Annotated in this window: 10 protein-coding genes and 3 pseudogenes; 10 read left to right on the top strand and 3 right to left on the bottom strand. The window is 59.3% G+C overall.

Features of this window, described 5'->3' with window-relative positions; genetic code table 11:
* Nucleotides 1-62 precede the first annotated feature (62 nt).
* The 5 genes from RX328_RS22330 to RX328_RS22310 all read left to right on the top strand — a co-directional run bounded on the left by RX328_RS22330 (nt 63) and on the right by RX328_RS22310 (nt 5,788).
* A complete protein-coding gene (locus RX328_RS22330; protein WP_317258488.1) occupies nt 63-1,628 on the top strand; it encodes a hypothetical protein in 1,566 nt (521 codons plus the stop codon).
* A gap of 518 nt (nt 1,629-2,146) precedes the next feature.
* Nucleotides 2,147-2,866, top strand: a complete 720-nt coding sequence (locus RX328_RS22325) for an NDP-sugar synthase (protein ID WP_213255636.1) — start codon at nt 2,147-2,149, stop codon at nt 2,864-2,866.
* A 65-nt stretch (nt 2,867-2,931) separates the two neighbouring features.
* Nucleotides 2,932-4,068, top strand: coding sequence for a DegT/DnrJ/EryC1/StrS family aminotransferase (locus tag RX328_RS22320; protein ID WP_213255638.1), 1,137 nt, complete (start codon nt 2,932-2,934; stop codon nt 4,066-4,068).
* A 56-nt stretch (nt 4,069-4,124) separates the two neighbouring features.
* Nucleotides 4,125-4,763: a sugar transferase gene (locus tag RX328_RS22315; protein ID WP_249727100.1), complete on the top strand. Its 639-nt coding sequence runs from the start codon at nt 4,125-4,127 to the stop codon at nt 4,761-4,763.
* The gene (locus RX328_RS22310) at nt 4,760-5,788 is read left to right on the top strand and encodes an SDR family NAD(P)-dependent oxidoreductase (protein WP_213255642.1); all 1,029 of its coding nucleotides are present in this window, start codon (nt 4,760-4,762) and stop codon (nt 5,786-5,788) included. Before RX328_RS22315 ends, RX328_RS22310 begins: the two co-directional genes overlap by 4 nt.
* Nucleotides 5,789-6,157: 369 nt before the next feature.
* On the opposite strand, the pseudogene RX328_RS22305 reads toward RX328_RS22310, so the two are convergent.
* Nucleotides 6,158-7,147 (bottom strand): annotated as a pseudogene (locus RX328_RS22305) (NAD-dependent epimerase/dehydratase family protein).
* A 125-nt stretch (nt 7,148-7,272) separates the two neighbouring features.
* Nucleotides 7,273-8,640 carry a UDP-glucose dehydrogenase family protein gene (locus RX328_RS22300; RefSeq protein ID WP_213255644.1) on the bottom strand — a complete coding sequence of 456 codons (1,368 nt, stop codon included), beginning with the start codon at nt 8,638-8,640 and terminating at the stop codon, nt 7,273-7,275.
* Nucleotides 8,641-9,556: 916 nt separating this feature from the next.
* Here RX328_RS22300 and RX328_RS22295 point away from each other — a divergent pair.
* The 5 genes and pseudogenes from RX328_RS22295 to RX328_RS22270 all read left to right on the top strand — a co-directional run bounded on the left by RX328_RS22295 (nt 9,557) and on the right by RX328_RS22270 (nt 15,151).
* The gene (locus RX328_RS22295; RefSeq protein WP_213255646.1) at nt 9,557-10,498 is read left to right on the top strand and encodes a calcium-binding protein; all 942 of its coding nucleotides are present in this window, start codon (nt 9,557-9,559) and stop codon (nt 10,496-10,498) included.
* Nucleotides 10,465-10,983: a Calx-beta domain-containing protein gene (locus tag RX328_RS43780; protein WP_410734068.1), complete on the top strand. Its 519-nt coding sequence runs from the start codon at nt 10,465-10,467 to the stop codon at nt 10,981-10,983. The genes RX328_RS22295 and RX328_RS43780 overlap by 34 nt, the downstream gene beginning before the upstream one ends.
* 169 nt (nt 10,984-11,152) lie before the next feature.
* Nucleotides 11,153-12,856: a Calx-beta domain-containing protein gene (locus RX328_RS22280; protein WP_213255652.1), complete on the top strand. Its 1,704-nt coding sequence runs from the start codon at nt 11,153-11,155 to the stop codon at nt 12,854-12,856.
* A 167-nt stretch (nt 12,857-13,023) separates the two neighbouring features.
* Nucleotides 13,024-13,260, top strand: a pseudogene (locus RX328_RS22275) (IS66 family transposase); the annotation flags it as partial.
* A 994-nt stretch (nt 13,261-14,254) separates the two neighbouring features.
* A complete protein-coding gene (locus RX328_RS22270) occupies nt 14,255-15,151 on the top strand; it encodes a response regulator transcription factor (RefSeq protein ID WP_213255654.1) in 897 nt (298 codons plus the stop codon).
* Here the strand turns inward: RX328_RS22270 and RX328_RS22265 are convergent.
* Nucleotides 15,060-15,824 (bottom strand): annotated as a pseudogene (locus tag RX328_RS22265) (transposase); the annotation flags it as partial. The gene RX328_RS22270 and the pseudogene RX328_RS22265 sit on opposite strands and share 92 nt — an antisense overlap.
* Nucleotides 15,825-15,848 lie beyond the last annotated feature (24 nt).

The raw sequence follows: 15,848 nt of genomic DNA, 5'->3' as shown, positions 1-15,848 counted from the left end.
ATATCCCAAGGGGGACAGCGCGCGGCAGATTGTGGGATCTGATTTTTACCGGAGGTCGTATGATGCGTCACGAGACGGGATCTGTAAAGGTCGGGAATTTGGACGCCTCGAATTGGACGAGAGAAGCCGCATCGGTTCAGTCGGACGAAGCGGGATTAGAAGTATCGAGCAAAGAGCTCATCCGGAGGCTCTTCAACTCTCTTGAACAGAATGGGATCCGCCACTGCCACTGGAAAAGCAATGTCCGCCTAGAAGCGACGCTTGCGGCTGCAGAAGATATCGATCTCCTCGTCGACCAACGTGATGCCCGACTGTTCCACGCAGTCTTGCTCGAACACGGCTTCAAGCTGACGCAGTCGCGCTCCGGTCTCGGGCATCCAGGCGTCTTCCACGCGCTGGGGCTCGACCAGGCAAGCGCCGAGATGGTGCATGTGCACGCCTATTTTCAGATCGTGAGCGGCGATAGCTTGGTCAAGAACTACCGACTGCCGATCGAAAGATTTCTGCTGGAGCAGACCCGCTACTTGCATGGAGTGAGGGTCCCGAAAGCCGAAGCGGAGCTTGTGCTATTCGCGCTCCGGATCGCGCTCAAGCACACAGCCCCGATCGAGATCCTGATGGCCAATCGCCGCGATCGAACGGTTTCGAAGGAGCTGGGCTGGCTGCGCGAGGCAGCAAATACAGAGCGCGCCGAGGCGCTTTGCGCGGCTTGGTTCCCGAGCATCGACCCGCCTTTGTTTCGGCAGCTGTTGGACGCCATCGCGGCCGAGCGCGCCGTGGTCCGACGCGTCGTCCTTGGCTGGCGCGTCGCGCGGCGGCTGCGCGGATTGCGCAGGCTAAGCACGATGCTCGGAGCTGTTTCCCGGCTCTGGCGGGTGCTCTCCCTGCTTGTTAGGCGGTTCCGGCGTCGCGGCGACTTGGTGCTTCAGACGGGCGGGATGATCGTTGCGCTCGTCGGCCCGAAAGCGACCGGCAAATCCACCATCGCTCATGCACTGGCGACGCGCCTAGGTGGGCATCTCGACGTGCTGCCGATTCACGCCGGCAAGCCGCCCGCGACCGCGCTCACGCTGTTACCTCGTCTTCTTGTGCCGGCGGCGCGCTTCCTGTTCTCGAAGGAGCGCGCCGGAGAATACCAGAAGCCTGAACGCCGCCGGGATAAGCAATATTCGCTGCTATACGTCCTGCGGATGACTCTCCTTGCCTACGACCGTCGCAAGCTACTTGGCCGCTCGCTGCGAGCTGCGAGCTCCGGCTCCGTCGTCATCTCGGACCGGTATCCCTCGGAAAGCGTGGGAACCATCGACAGCTGCTGCTTTGATGAAGCGGCGCTGGCAAACTGCAGCTCTCCCCTGAAGCGCTGGCTGATGAATCGGGAGCGCATCCTCTACAAGGGCTTCCCGAAGCCGGACCTCCTTCTTTGCCTGGAGGCTCCGATCGAGACGACGATCGAAAGGGACGCGCGGCGCGTGAAGCAGGGCGGCCCCGATGCCGCGGCTGTACGGCGACGTTGGGAATTAGAGCGCCGGCCCGACGCTTCCCGAAGTACAGCGATCCGGATCGATACGAGCCGATCGCTGGATGAAACCCTCCGGACCGCAGTCAGAGCCGTCTGGTCTGCTCTGTGAGGATGGTCGCTTTCGAGCATGAGGAGGCAAAGTGAGCCGCTCGCACGGCTTTATGTCGGGTCAGTGGTCATTATCCCCGAATTCCGCCCATGCTCGCTGTCCAGAACTGCAGATTTCGGGTGACAGCAGGGCAGTCGCGCTCCTTTCGACAAGGTGGGCTTGGCTATTGTCCTTCTTCGAGCGCTTCATGAACTCCTTGTTTGATTAGGGCAACGATCGTTCGTAACGGGTCACGGATTTGGCGCAGGGCATCGACACGACACCAGGTTTGCTCCTCCCTTTAGGTCCAAGATATCCCCGGATCGTCGGCACGATCTTCCGAGGAGCTGACGAGCAATGACCTCGCCATCTATGGGCAAACTGCACGCTTCAACGCGGACCTTCTAACACTTGCTGGTTATAACCCGGGTTAGTCATGCGAAGAGAACGCAGGTGAGAGTAAGCTCGAGCGACTTAGGCGCCGAGGCGATGAAACTAAAGGCCGAGCGTTCCGCGCTTCAGTAACCTGGAGGACCAAGATGAAGGCAGTCATTCAGTGCGGCGGAAAAGGCACTCGATTGCGTCCGCACACATCCATTTTGCCAAAACCATTGATGCCGATCGGCGCGCGACCGGTGCTCGAACTCGTGCTCAAATGGTTAAGACGGAACGGGATCAGAGACGTTTCCATTACGACTGGATATCTGGGACATCTGATCCGCAGCGTCGTTGGTGACGGCAATCAGTGGAATATGCGGATCACCTACACCCAGGAAGTTGAGCCGCTTGGAACGATAGGCCCGTTATCGCTGCTACGCGAACAGCTTAATGAACCATTCCTGGTCCTTAACGGCGATGTGTTGACGGACCTCAATCTCAACCAATTCATCCACAGCCATCGGCGGCATAATGCCGGCGTCACGATTGCCACCGCAACTCGTACCACGAAGATGGATTTTGGTGTGATCGACGAGACAAATGGAGGCGTCACCGGATTTCGCGAAAAGCCGGAGTTGGCGCATCTCGTCAGCATGGGTATCTATTGCATGGATCCCACAATACTTGAACGCATCCCGTCGGGTGTTCCGTTTGGCTTCGATGATCTGATGTTCCAGATGCTGGAAGAAGAAGCACCTGTGAACGTATTCAAGCACAACGGCCTGTGGCTTGATATCGGCCGCGTCGAGGACTTCCTCAAAGCCCAGGATGTCGCCTGGGACGAGCAGTCGCCCGTGTTCACTGCATCCGTCGCGGCGTGAGGCAATCCCGCGCGACCCAAATGCTTTTGCCACATTTCGCTTAGCTCGAACGGGAAGGCATGCATATGCTGTTGGTATCAGAACCGGTACTGGGAGCAGACGAGAAGGCCGCCCTGGCCGCTGTAATCGATAGCGGCTGGGTGACGATGGGAGATCGAGTGCATGAATTCGAACAAGTGTTCGCCCGCATGCATGACGCCGAAGACTCAATCGCCGTCGGCTCCTGTACGGCAGCGCTTCATCTGATCCTGCACGCGCTCGGCATCGGGCCGGGCGATGAAGTTCTCGTTCCGTCTCTTACATTCGTCGCAACCGCCAACGCCGTCCTCTATGTAGGGGCACGGCCTGTGTTCGTTGATGTCGAATCGGCTGCGGTCCCGTTAATGTCGCTGGATGAGGCCAGGGCCAAGTGCACTTCACGAACGAAAGCCGTGATCCTCGTGCATTTTGCCGGCTACCTGGCGGACCGTGACGCCTGGCAGGCTTTCGCTCGCAGCAAGGGCTTACTCCTGGTCGAGGATGCCGCTCATGCGCCAGGGTTGCCAGCGGTCGGAACGTTCGGCGATGCGGCCGCATTCAGCTTTTACGGCAACAAGAACATGACCACCGCTGAAGGCGGGGCGATCATTACGCGGGGCCGAGCCTTGAGCGATACGATCAGGCGAGCCAGATCCCATGGAATGACAAGTAACACCCGGCAACGTCTGGCATGTCGCCGTCCGGATTATGACGTAACGATCCTCGGTTTTAATTACCGCATGGACGAGCTGCGCGCCGCAGTTGGCCTCGTACAGCTGAGGAAATTACCGGCGTGGAATGACATCAGACGACATTTATCGCATTGCTATCGCCAGTTAATTCTCGAACTTTGTCCATCGGTGATGGTGCCCTTCGACGCCTCATGGCTCTCCGCGCACCATCTTTTGCCAATCGTTGTGCCGAAAGCAGTCGACCGGCAATCCCTTATCGACCGGTTGCGCGAGCGTGGTATTCAGACCACCGTTCATTATCCGCCGGTGCATCGCCTCACGTTCTATAGCGATCTTTATCCAGACACGGCTCTGCCGAATACCGAAGATTTCGCCCAACGCGAGCTTACATTGCCGCTCCATCCTGGAATGACCCCAGCCGATGTCGAATATGTCGTCAATTCCCTGGCAACCGCGGTTGGTACGCCGGTTCCTGCTAGCGCGCTGGCATAAGCATGAGCACGATAATAGACCAGCTTAGCACGCGATCATCAGCCCGAGACCTGAGTTTGCGGCGCACCGTTGATATCCTGTGTGCCGGGATCGCGGGATTCGTTCTGGTGCCCGTTTTCCTGATTCTCGCGGCCGCAATCTGTCTCGAAAGCGGCAGGCCAATTCTGTATTCGCAGCTTCGCCTCGGACAGAATGGAACACCATTCCGCATCTACAAGTTCCGAAAGTTTAGAGCGGATTGTGACGACCGCGGTAGCCCGCTCACGATGGAACATGACGATCGACTAACAATGATCGGCCGCATCCTCGCTGCGGTCAAGCTGGACGAGTTGCCGCAACTCTGGAACGTTCTGCGCGGAGACATGTCCATTGTTGGACCGCGGCCGGAGACGCTCGCATTCGCCGATTGTTTCGTTAACGGCTTCGAAGAGATCCTCAAACACCGGCCCGGTCTGTTTGGACCGTGTCAGGTTATCTTCCGACACGAAAGCAAGTTCTATCCGACCGGTGCTGGCGTGCAGGACTTCTATCGAGAAGTCATCTTCCCCGCCAAGGCGAAAATTGACTTGGCATACTACTCGCGCCGAACCGCGGCCTCGGATATCGGCTGGGTTCTTCGTGCCGGCTGCGCTATCGTGGTGCAATCTGTGATTGAATTGGCGCGAAAGGGCCGATCAAGCGAGTCGACAACATGACACCGACACCAGCGACAAAGAAATACCTTGGTACAAAGGTTCTTGTGACAGGAGCCGACGGATTCATTGGCTCTCATCTGGTCGAAGCGCTGGTCTTGGCAGGAGCCGAGATTACTGCTCTTGCGCAATATAATTCTTTCGATAGCCATGGCTGGCTTGACGATCTGCCCGAGCCGGTGCGACGGCAAGTCCATGTCGTGCGCGGGGATGTCCGCGATGCTGCTTTTGTTGGCCGCCTCGTACCCGCCCACGAGATCGTCTTTCATCTGGCGGCCTTGATCGCTATACCTCACTCCTATGCCGCGCCACAGTCCTACGTTGAGACGAATGTGCTCGGCACCTTGCACGTGCTTGAGGCGGCGCGCCAACACGGAACCGAGCGCATCGTTCACACCTCGACCAGCGAAGTTTACGGCACTGCCCTGAAGATGCCGATCGATGAATCCCATCCGCTACAGGGACAGTCGCCCTATTCGGCTTCCAAAATAGCTGCGGACATGATGGCAGAGGCCTATGCGAGGTCGTTTGGCGTGCCGGTCGTGATCCTCCGACCATTTAACACCTTTGGACCAAGGCAAAGCGAGAGAGCGATCATCGCCAGTATTATACGTCAGGCGCTTGATCCCTCCTGTCCTGCTATAATGGTTGGTGATGCGACGACGGTGCGCGATCTCACATTTGTTACAGACACCGCCGCTGCATTCATGGCCGCCGGGTCGGCCGACGGCATCGAATTTGGTCAGGCATATAACGCCGGCAGCGGGCGGGCGATCGTGATCGCCGATCTGATCGATCTCATCGTCGATCTTTCGTCGAGCGAAAAGCCGGTGCTGCAGGACGAGAAACGTCTACGGCCGGCAAATTCGGAAGTGCGGGCGCTACTCGCAGATTGCACCAGCTTCGTAAAGACAACGGGGTGGTCACCGCAAGTGCCAATGCGGCGTGGACTGGAACGAACCGTTGACTGGTGGCGCGGCCGCCTCTCGGCCAGCAAAGTCAGGCGGCAGCGGGACTTCATCACATGACGATACCCCGCTCGGCCGCGTTCCACCGATGGTGTGGTGTGGCGCCTTAGCGGCCCGAGCTTTCTCCATCCTCCACCTATACCGACCGGCATCGCGAGATTCTCACCGGGCATGTGGGCGACAAGCCGGGCATGCAGAGGAATCCTTTTCGCTGGATCAAGGGCCTTGGCCTGATGCCGCGCCTGATGGGTAATGTCAAAGGCGTAAACCGGCCACGCAACCGGCTTTACCGAACGTTGGGGACAGAACTCTGCGATGGTCACCAGCTTCGCCGACGGCTCCAAATTCTCTGACGATGCTTCTATCACGCGTCGGACTTGCTGTCGTTGGTGACATATATGACTTGCACGCTCGCCCGGAGCCCATGCGTTAGGGAGAAGGGATGGATCCTGAAATCCCGTAGAAGTCACGATACCAAGCGACAAAATCGGCAAGCCCGTCCTCGATCAAGGTCTGCGGCCTGAAGCCGGTGTCGCGCAACAGTTCTTCGACATCGGCGAAGGTCTCGGTCAGTCTCCGGGCTGCATCGGCAGTATCTCCCTGATTGCCGCGCGGCCCAATTCCCGCTCCAGAATTGCAGCCACATGGGTCAGCTCTTCCGGATGATTGTTGCCGACATTGTAAATCCGTGCCGGTGCCCCGGCAGCCGGGCCCCGGCGCGCGGAGCTTGGTCGACCAGTTGCAACACGGCGCGCGCCGCATCGTCGACAGGGGTAAAGTCGCACCGCATCCTGCCATGGAGTGCCCTCCACGATCGCTTTGGTAAAGAGGAAATCGCCATATCGGGCCGTCCCCACGGCCCATAGATGGTAAAGAACCGCAGGCCCGTGACCGGAAGGCGATAGAGATGGCTGTAGGAATGCGCAATCAGCTCATTGGCTTTCTTTGTGGCGGCGTAGAGGCTGACCGGCTGGTCGGCTTTGTCGTCCACTGAAAACGGTAGTTTCGTATTGGCGCCGTAGACCGACGAGGATGACGCATAGACCAAATGGCCGCATCCGTGATGCCGGCAACCCTCCAGCACGTTGACGAAGCCTTCGAGATTGGCGTCGACATAGGCATGCGGATGATCGATCGAATAACGCACGCCGGCCTGTGCTGCGAGATGCACCACCCTGGCAAAGCGGTGTTTTCGAACAGGCGTTCGATTGAACCGCGATCGGCGAGATCGATCTGCTCGAATGCAAAACCCTGCTTCGCGCGCAGGATATCCAGCCGTGCCCGTTTCAGCGCCGGGTCGTAATAGTCGTTGAGATTGTCGAGGCCAAGCACGGCGCGGACTTCGGCCAGCAGCCGGCAAGCGACGTGGAAGCCGATGAAACCCGCCGCTCCGGTGACCAATATTGCCTGATCCGACATCGTGTCCTTGGGATCAGCCCGGCATCTGCCAGATCGGCCTTCTACCACGTGAAGATAGAAGTTATTTTGGGTTGCCTCAACGCCGTAAGCACACCCGGAAACGATGGTAGCCTCCTACGCTAAAGTCAGCGTCGCTTGTATGATGCTATCCTAGCTCGGCCACCCTCCACAATGTTGACCTGGCTCCTTCGTCGCCGTCCAATGCCCTCATAAATGAAACCGAGAGCTGCCATATCTTCAGGGCGATAGATGTTGCGCAGATCGACGACGACGGGCTTCGCCATTTCACGCTTCAGCCGTTTCAAATCGAGTGCGCGAAACTGCGCCCATTCCGTGATAATCACGAGCGCATCCGCGCCGCGGACGCAAACGTAGGGATCGTCGCAATATTCGATATCCGGCAATTCCTTGCGCGCCTGTTCCATGCCGGCCGGGTCGTGCGCGCGCACCTTGGCGCCCATGTCAAGGAGGCCCGTCACCAGCGGAATCGACGGCGCCTCGCGCATGTCATCGGTATCTGGCTTGAAGGTCAGACCGAGCACGGCGACGGTCTTGCCGCGCAGCGAACCGCCGGCAAGATTCACGACCTTGCGTGCCATTGCGCGCTTGCGGTTGTCGTTGACGCCGAGGACCGCTTCGACAATGCGCAACTGCACGTCATGGTCCTGCGCGATCTTGATCAGCGCGCGGGTGTCCTTGGGAAAACAGGAGCCGCCGAAGCCCGGGCCAGCGTGCAGGAATTTCGTGCCGATGCGGTTGTCGAGCCCGATGCCGCGCGCGACTTCCTGGACGTCGGCACCGACCTTTTCGGACAGATCCGCGATCTCGTTGATGAAGGTGATCTTGGTGGCGAGAAACGCGTTGGCAGCATATTTGATCAATTCCGCGGTGCGCCGCGCCGTGAACATCAGCGGCGCCTGGTTGAGCGACAGCGGCCGATAGATGTCGCCGAGCACCTTGCGCCCGCGCTCGTCCGAGGTCCCGACCACGATGCGATCCGGGAATTTGAAGTCACGGATTGCGGCGCCCTCACGCAAAAATTCCGGATTGGAGGCGACCACCACGTCGGCCGACGGGTTGGCCTCGCGGATCAGCCGCTCGACCTCGTCGCCGGTGCCGACCGGCACGGTCGATTTGGTCACCACGACGGTGAAACCGGACAGCGCGGCTGCGATCTCACGCGCGGCGCTGTAGACGTAAGTGAGGTCGGCATGGCCATCGCCACGCCGCGATGGGGTGCCGACCGCGATGAACACGGCGTCGGCTTCCGCCACCGGCGCTGTCAGGACGGTGGTGAACTCTAGCCTTTTAGCCTTGACGTTGGAGTCCACCAGCGCGTCGAGCCCGGGCTCAAAAATCGGGGTCTCGCCTCTGCGCAGGGCTTCGATCTTGCCGGCATCCTTGTCCACGCAGGTGACTTGGTGGCCGAAATCGGCAAAGCAGGCGCCGGACACCAGCCCCACATAGCCCGTGCCAATCATCGCGATGCGCATGTGAGTACCTGTCCATGAGGTTCAATTTGATCGCTTCGCCACCAAGTCGTGGCCGACATCGCATGGCCTACTCATTTAGCGAGTGCAACGTCTCGAATCGGCCGCTCCTTTGATGTCGCGCTTCGTTCTGCTGGCGTTTCGAAATAGACCAGGCTACCGTTCAGCGGGCCACAACCAACTAGCGGACTCTTCGATCTTGCTCGACAGCACGTTAATCGTTCTGCGAACCGCCTGCACTGTTCGTCTCTGCCAATTGATGATCCTCCATGCCGCCAGTGCATGAGAATAGAACGTTTTTCGGTTATGGCACTACGCCACACGGAGTTAACCCATGAGGCACGCGTGAATGTAGGTAATTTCCTTCAACTGCGCCCTCCAGCGCGAGCGATCGTTTGTCCCACGGCCAATGGGCGTTGTTAGACGTGCTATCCTTCAAAGTTAGGGATCTCTGGCTCAAGTCAAGCCGGGAATATCGGCCAGCGCCTGCACCAGCGAAATCTCACCGTTAGCCGAAAGCACGTCCCGATTTCGCCTAGCCGCGATAGCAAGGCAAGCAAGCGGCGCCAGTTCATAGGTGAACGCTTAGGTTGACGCCGCCCCGACTTCCGGCCCTGCGAGGTGGGCAACACAATCGCCGCGCGCTCCATTATCGAGCGTGCTCCAGCGAACGGCGCCAGCACCTCTCGAGGAAGAACAAGCCGGGGGCTCCTTGCGCCATGGCAGAGCCGCAACGCGACTGCATTCCACAAGGCCTTCAATTCAATATCAGGCGGAACTACGAGGTAGTCCAACAGCGGGAGTTACCTACGGACGGCGTGGATTGTATAGGTCATGTTAACGGGCGATCCCTGTCGTCTCACCTGATCGTCCGTCTGCGGGTGTAGCAGCAAACCCAATTGCGCCCGGAGCCAGCATTATGGCAAACATTACCGGCACAGAACTTGACGATCCCAATCTCACTGGCACAGCCGAAGGCGATACCATCTCGGGCCTTGGCGGGCGCGATCACCTTTATGGGGGCGCCGGTAACGATACGCTGTTTGGCGGGGCCGGTAACGACGCCATGCGCGGTGATGCCGGCGCCGACACCATGTTCGGCGGAGCCGGCGACGACGACTACTACGTCGACGACGTGAACGACGTCGTCAGCGAAACGACAACGCAAGGCGTCGACGACGGCGGCAAGGACAGGGTTTACAGCAGCGTCAGTTATACCCTGAGCCCATTCCTCGAGCGGCTGGTGCTGCTGGAATCGGCGGTCGCCCTCAGCGCCACGGGCAACGCCCAGGTCAACTCCATCGTCGGCAACTCGAACGCCAACATCATCAGCGGCGGCGGCGGCAAGGATACACTCACCGGCGGCTTGGCGGCCGATACATTCGTGTTCGGACCGGCCAACGCTGCCAACACCGTCACCATCACGGATTTCGCGGCCGAGGACAAGTTCGGCATCACTGCCAGCGACTATGGGTTGAGTCAGGGCAACGGCCTCGTCGACAATGGCTCCGGTACCCTCGTCCTGGACCCGGCCTGGTTCGCCACCGTGACCGGGAGCCAGGGCACGGTCGCCGGCCACGGCCAGTTTCTGTACAATACCACTACCCGCTCCGTGATGTGGGACCCGGACGGTTCCATTGCCGCCACCGGCATTGCGCTGGCGACGCTGCAGACAGGTGCCGTCGTTAGCGCCAGCAACTTCGCGATTTCCGGCGCCACCGGCAACCCGGTGGTCGGCGACATCTCGATCAACGACGTCACGATCACCGAGGGCAACTCCGGCACCAAGGTCGCCACCTTCACGGTGAGCCACACCGGCACCGCGGCATTCTCGGTCGACTATGCCACGGGCAACGGTTAGCGACCGCCGGCTCCGACTACGTCGCGACTTCAAACACGCTGAACTTCGCCGCCGGGTCCGGAGCGGCGCAGTCTCAGAACGTATCGGTCACCATCAACGGCGACGCGACCGTCGAACCCGATGAGACGTTTTTCGTCAACCTGTCGAACGCGACCAACGGCGGCAGCATCGTCAAGAGCCAGGGCATCGGCACCATCACCAACGACGACACCGTCGGCAACATCTCGATCAGCGATGTCACGATCGCAGAGGGCAACGCCGGGACCTCGATTGCCACCTTCACAGTAACTCGGACCGGCGGAACCGCAGCCTTCGACGTCAACTATGCCACGGCGGACGGCACGGCGACGGCCGGCAGCGACTATGTCGCACAGCCGACCGGCACGGTGAGCTTCGCCGCCGGCGATCTCACCAACACCATTTCGGTGACCATCAACGGCGACACGGCGATCGAGCCGACGAGACGTTCTTCGTTAATCTGTTGAGCGCGACCAACGGCGGCACCATTGTCGACGCTCAGGGCCTCGGCACCATCGCCAACGACGCCGGGGGGCGTCGGCAACATCTCGATCAACGACGTCATCATCACCGAGGGCAACTCTGGAACCAAGGTCGCCACCTTCACGGTCAGCCACCGGCAGCGCAGCCTTTTCCGTGAACTACGCCACCGCTAACAGCACGGCGGCGGCTGGTTCCGACTACGTGGCAACCGCGGGCACCTTGAGCTTCGCGGACGGACAGGCGACGCAGACGGCCTCGGTGACGATCAAGGGCGACACGATCTATGAGCCCACCGAGACATTCTTTGTCAATCTGACGGGTGCGACTAACGGCGGCACCATCCGCGACGGCCAGGGCCTCGGCACCATTACGAACGACGACGGCGGCGGCGCAGAACCGACCGTTGTCGCGAGCACCAACATGGCAGCGCTCGGCAGCACCGATCCCGCTGGGATCGCCTATGTCCCGGGAATGGGATTCTTCGTCAGTGACTCGGAAGTTGAGGAGAGCCCGTTCTTCCGTACCCAGGACCTATGGAAGCTGCAGCCCGACGGCACCCTCGTCCAGTCGTTCAGCGTGTTGAACTTCACAAATGAGCCGACGGGCCTGGCCTTCGATTCCAGCACGGGGCGTCTGTACATCTCCGACGACGATCAAAGGAAAATCGTCTGGGTCAATCCAGCCGATCCAACGGTGAAGCTCGGGCAGTCGGCCGACACTCGCCTTGTCAACATCGTTGACCCGGAGGATGTAGCCGTAAATCCGACCAACAGCCATTTGTTTATCGCTAACGGGACGGGTAATTCCTCGAACGGGGGACCCTTCGGCGCCGCGATTGTCGAGACCAATGATGCGGTCACCCAAGTCTATAGCGTCATTCGACTGCCGGCAGAAATCAAGGACCCCGAGGCGCTGGCCTATGACGCCAGTCACGACGTCTTCTATGTTGGCGGCGGCTTCAGCCCGAACATCTGGGTCGTCGACCGCAGCGGCAACATCCTGCAAAAGCTCGACGTCCTCGAAGGATTCCGCAACACTAACACATCGGCCCACGTCAAGGACCTCGAGCTCGCGCCGAGCAGCGACCCTAACGACGATCCCGGCACGCTAAACCTCTTTGTCGCCGATTACGGGAATTCGCACGTCAGCGACGGCCGTATGCTCGAGATTTCAGACCCATTCTTTTGGAACCACCAAGCGCCGGTCATCTCGACCAACAATTTAACCACCGTTCAAAATCTCGACGGATCAATGACACTGTTGGGCGTGCAGGTTACTGATTCCGATGCTCTTGCCTCATCCCAAACCTTCGGTCTTACGGCGACAGCCGGAGCTGCGGCGTCAGGAACCAGTATAACGCCGCCGACGAGCTCTGGTTCGTTGACGGGCATTAACAGTGTCCTCGCGACGGGCGTGACGTATCACCCGGGGGGTACGCCACTGTCGACTGACATGGTGACGCTTAGTGTCAAAGACAATTTTGGGGCGACTGACGCTGAAAACTTTGTCTTCGCTCAGGCTGGGTCGGGGCCCAACATCACACTGCAAGGCACCTCCGGCAAGGACGTGATTTTAGCGACCAATAATCAGGACGTGCTTACCGGCGACGCCGCACAGGACCAGTTCGTGTTCGCGCCGACTTCTTCAGGGCCATCGGTGCAGCACACGATAACCGACTTTGGGGCGGGCGTGGACAAGATCGACGTCAGGCAATTCAGCAATATTTCAGCCTCGGCTCTTCCGACCGAAACCCAGCAAGGCAGCGATACGCTGATCACGCTCGATAGTAATGATACCCTGCTACTGAAAAACGTCGCTGCCATAAGCCTGCACGCCAGCGATTTCATCGTCACTTAGAGCCCAACTCGGAAATATTGAACCGGGTGAGAAGTAGCAGGACAAGTTTGGTCGAGATGTCGGAACCGTTGCATAATCGAATGTGCGAAAGATTCTGGGATGCAAAACTTTGATTGTGATGGGGCTATAGCGAAGCGTGCATCCCTAGAAGTGCATCAAGTCCGAACCATCTGGCTGGGCGCAATCCTGGACCGATCCGCGAAGCTGCGTGTTGGTCGCATGCGCGGCGCCCGTTCTTTGCGGTGGCCGATATTGGAGAGAATGCACGCTGCAAGGCCGCCGGCAAAAAGCGCTCTCCCCGATCGCGATCACGTGATCCGCCGTATCGTTGCGCTGTTCGAGATCGAGCGCTCCGTCAATGGCAAGAGGAGCGTCTGGATGTTCGGCGGCCGCTGAGCCGGCCCAGGGCGGTGAGAGCCACAGGTTCAACATGTTTCCCGGTCTAGCTCGCATCCAATGTCCTACCCTGGTTCTGAGTGGGGAAGACGATCCAAATCACCCGATCGAGAGTCAGGCTGATATCGTGGCGGCGCTACCGCCGCGCCTCGTTCAGTTCGAGCGGTTCAACCCAAACGTTTGTGGTCAATTGAATGGCCGGTTCCCATTGCTGCGATGCTGCCCAAATTGCCTGTGACCATATCGTGACGACCCGTTTGGCGTTAGGCATGAATATTTTTCTGATGACAAGCTTTCATCGACCGTTTGTAGATGTCGCAATGGAAGTAGCCATAACGAGGTAGACGCACCCAATTCGGCCATTTGATCACGTCCGCTCATGCTGAACGACCCAAATTATCCATTCGCGACCGACTAGTCCGTGACGCACGCTTGAGCCGGCATTCGTAGTGCTCGGATCCTGCTTTTGCGGGGGTGCATTTATCCAAGTGTTGTTTCGCCCGAGTGCCTGAAAGATTCGATTGATGTCCCACCTAACGGTCATGGGCGCAGTAGCCCCCACCCTTCTCTGATACTCCGGAATCAAAATCGGGCCGTATTATCAGAAATCATAGAAATTCCGATTATCCGTTCGAACGGGGGACCTGGAAAGCCGGACAAGACCAAGGGCGGCTCGCCGCCGCGACGGGCGTTCGCCCCGTGAGGGTTCTGAATCCTGTCGGGGATACGCGTGATCAAGGCGTCGGAAATCGCGTACTCGCGCCAAGCGTAGAACAACGTGCACCCGCATAAAAGGGGTAATCACTTTGATCGTTTGATTGTGATGGGCGTTCATTTAACTTCTTTTGGGGCGCATGGCGGGGCCTGGGAGGCCTAGCATCGCCGGGGCAACATGGGGGGACACGGTTAATCGGAGCGCGGGTGGCGTTTCCCGATTGAATTCAAGGGGGCAGGATAGCCATGGGCCGGCCAATAGGCCGTCCCAGATCAGCGAGGACCACCATGAATCGGGCAACTACGGTTACCGTTCTTGTCGGGCAAAATGCGCTGCTGAGGGAAGGCCTCGCTCGGATTTTGAGTCCGGCTGGCTTTCGTATTTTGGCGTCGGCATCCAGCGTTGACTACCTGATCCCGAACTCGCTCCCTCAACAGCAGCCCATCTTGCTCATCATCGATGTCGGCGATGATTTCGATATTGCATTCGCGCAAATGAAGTCCTTCAAGCAGCGGTATCCGGCAGGACGCGTCGCCATGCTGGCTCATCAGCGTCAGCTGCGCACAATGATGTCCGCGTTTCGGCTGGGTGCCAACGCGTATTTGGCCAAGGCCGCGACGTGCGACACTTTTATCAAGACCCTTGAATTGGTCATGCTTGGCGTGACATTTTTGCCTCCTGAAATACTGAGTTTCATTTGTCACCAGCAAGACCGCAGCCGCGCAGCCAGCCACAGTGGCCACGCAGCTCACCACATAAATGCCCCTGACGACAAGGATGGCGATGCTGGCTCGATGATCGGGACCAAGGGTGAAACGAATGAACTTGTACCGCGCGACATGGCCAGCCTCACGCCACTGTCAACTCCGCAACAATCCATCCTGCGCTGTCTGATGCAGGGTGATTCCAACAAAAGCATAGCGCGTAAGCTGGCCATCTCCGAGGCCACCGCGAAGGTCCATGTCAAATCGATCCTCCGGAAGATTCGGGTCCACAATCGCACGCAGGCCGCTATTTGGGCGATAAGTGCAGCTCCGCTCATGTCGGCAAACGACGACGTTTCACCCGAGCAGGTTACGGAAGCCGCTGCCGCGCCAGCCCGGTGCGCAAGCAGGCCGTCAGTTCGCGGCGCAAAGCTCCTCGACCTTGCACATACAGTGCCTGATAGATCGCCTCGTGACTGATGCGCATCGTCTCATCCTCGGGGAAGTCGAACCGAATGCGGCGAGCAATCTGTTCTGGGCTCCATGCCGTCGCCCAACGTCTGTTCTGTCGATGTACAGCCCGACGCCCCTTCCACACGACCTTCGGGCCGACGAGGGGCACCCCGTCCGGAGACGCGATCATACCGGCAAGCCTGTCTTGCACATAATCTCGCAGGATCGGATTAATCGCCAACTTCGCGGGCTTTGGCCGTCGGGCGGACCGATCAGCGTGCCATTGTGCCGTGGTCGCTCGATAATCTAGAGCGCCGCTGCGGGTCGCCGCATTGCGCCGGAGCTCACGAGAGATCGTGCATGGAGGGCGATCAAGCTGACGAGCGATGACTCGCACTCCCTGACCCTGCGCGCGCAAGATGGCGATCTCCTCACGTTCGGCGAACGAAAGGTAACGCCCTGATGGAGGTTTTGACGACTGCGAGAAATGTGTTGGTGGCACGCCGCCCGCCCTCCGGAACCAGCCTACTCCGACCGCCGGCGACACCCTGGCGTCAACCGCAGCATCCTCGCTCGAGCGCCCCGAGGCAATCGCGATCCAGAACTGTCTACAATTCTCTCGCTGTGCCTCTGGGGGGCGGCCTGGCGATCTCAAAGCTGCTCGCACACACCGATCCGAACGCCGCCTGTATCTCTTCATCGCAACCTCTTTTGCTAGAGTGTT

The organism is Bradyrhizobium sp. sBnM-33, assembly GCF_032917945.1.
Lineage (GTDB): Bacteria > Pseudomonadota > Alphaproteobacteria > Rhizobiales > Xanthobacteraceae > Bradyrhizobium.
The sequence above is the reverse complement of the archived record's forward strand: the minus strand, read 5'-3'. Positions and strand labels throughout refer to the sequence as shown.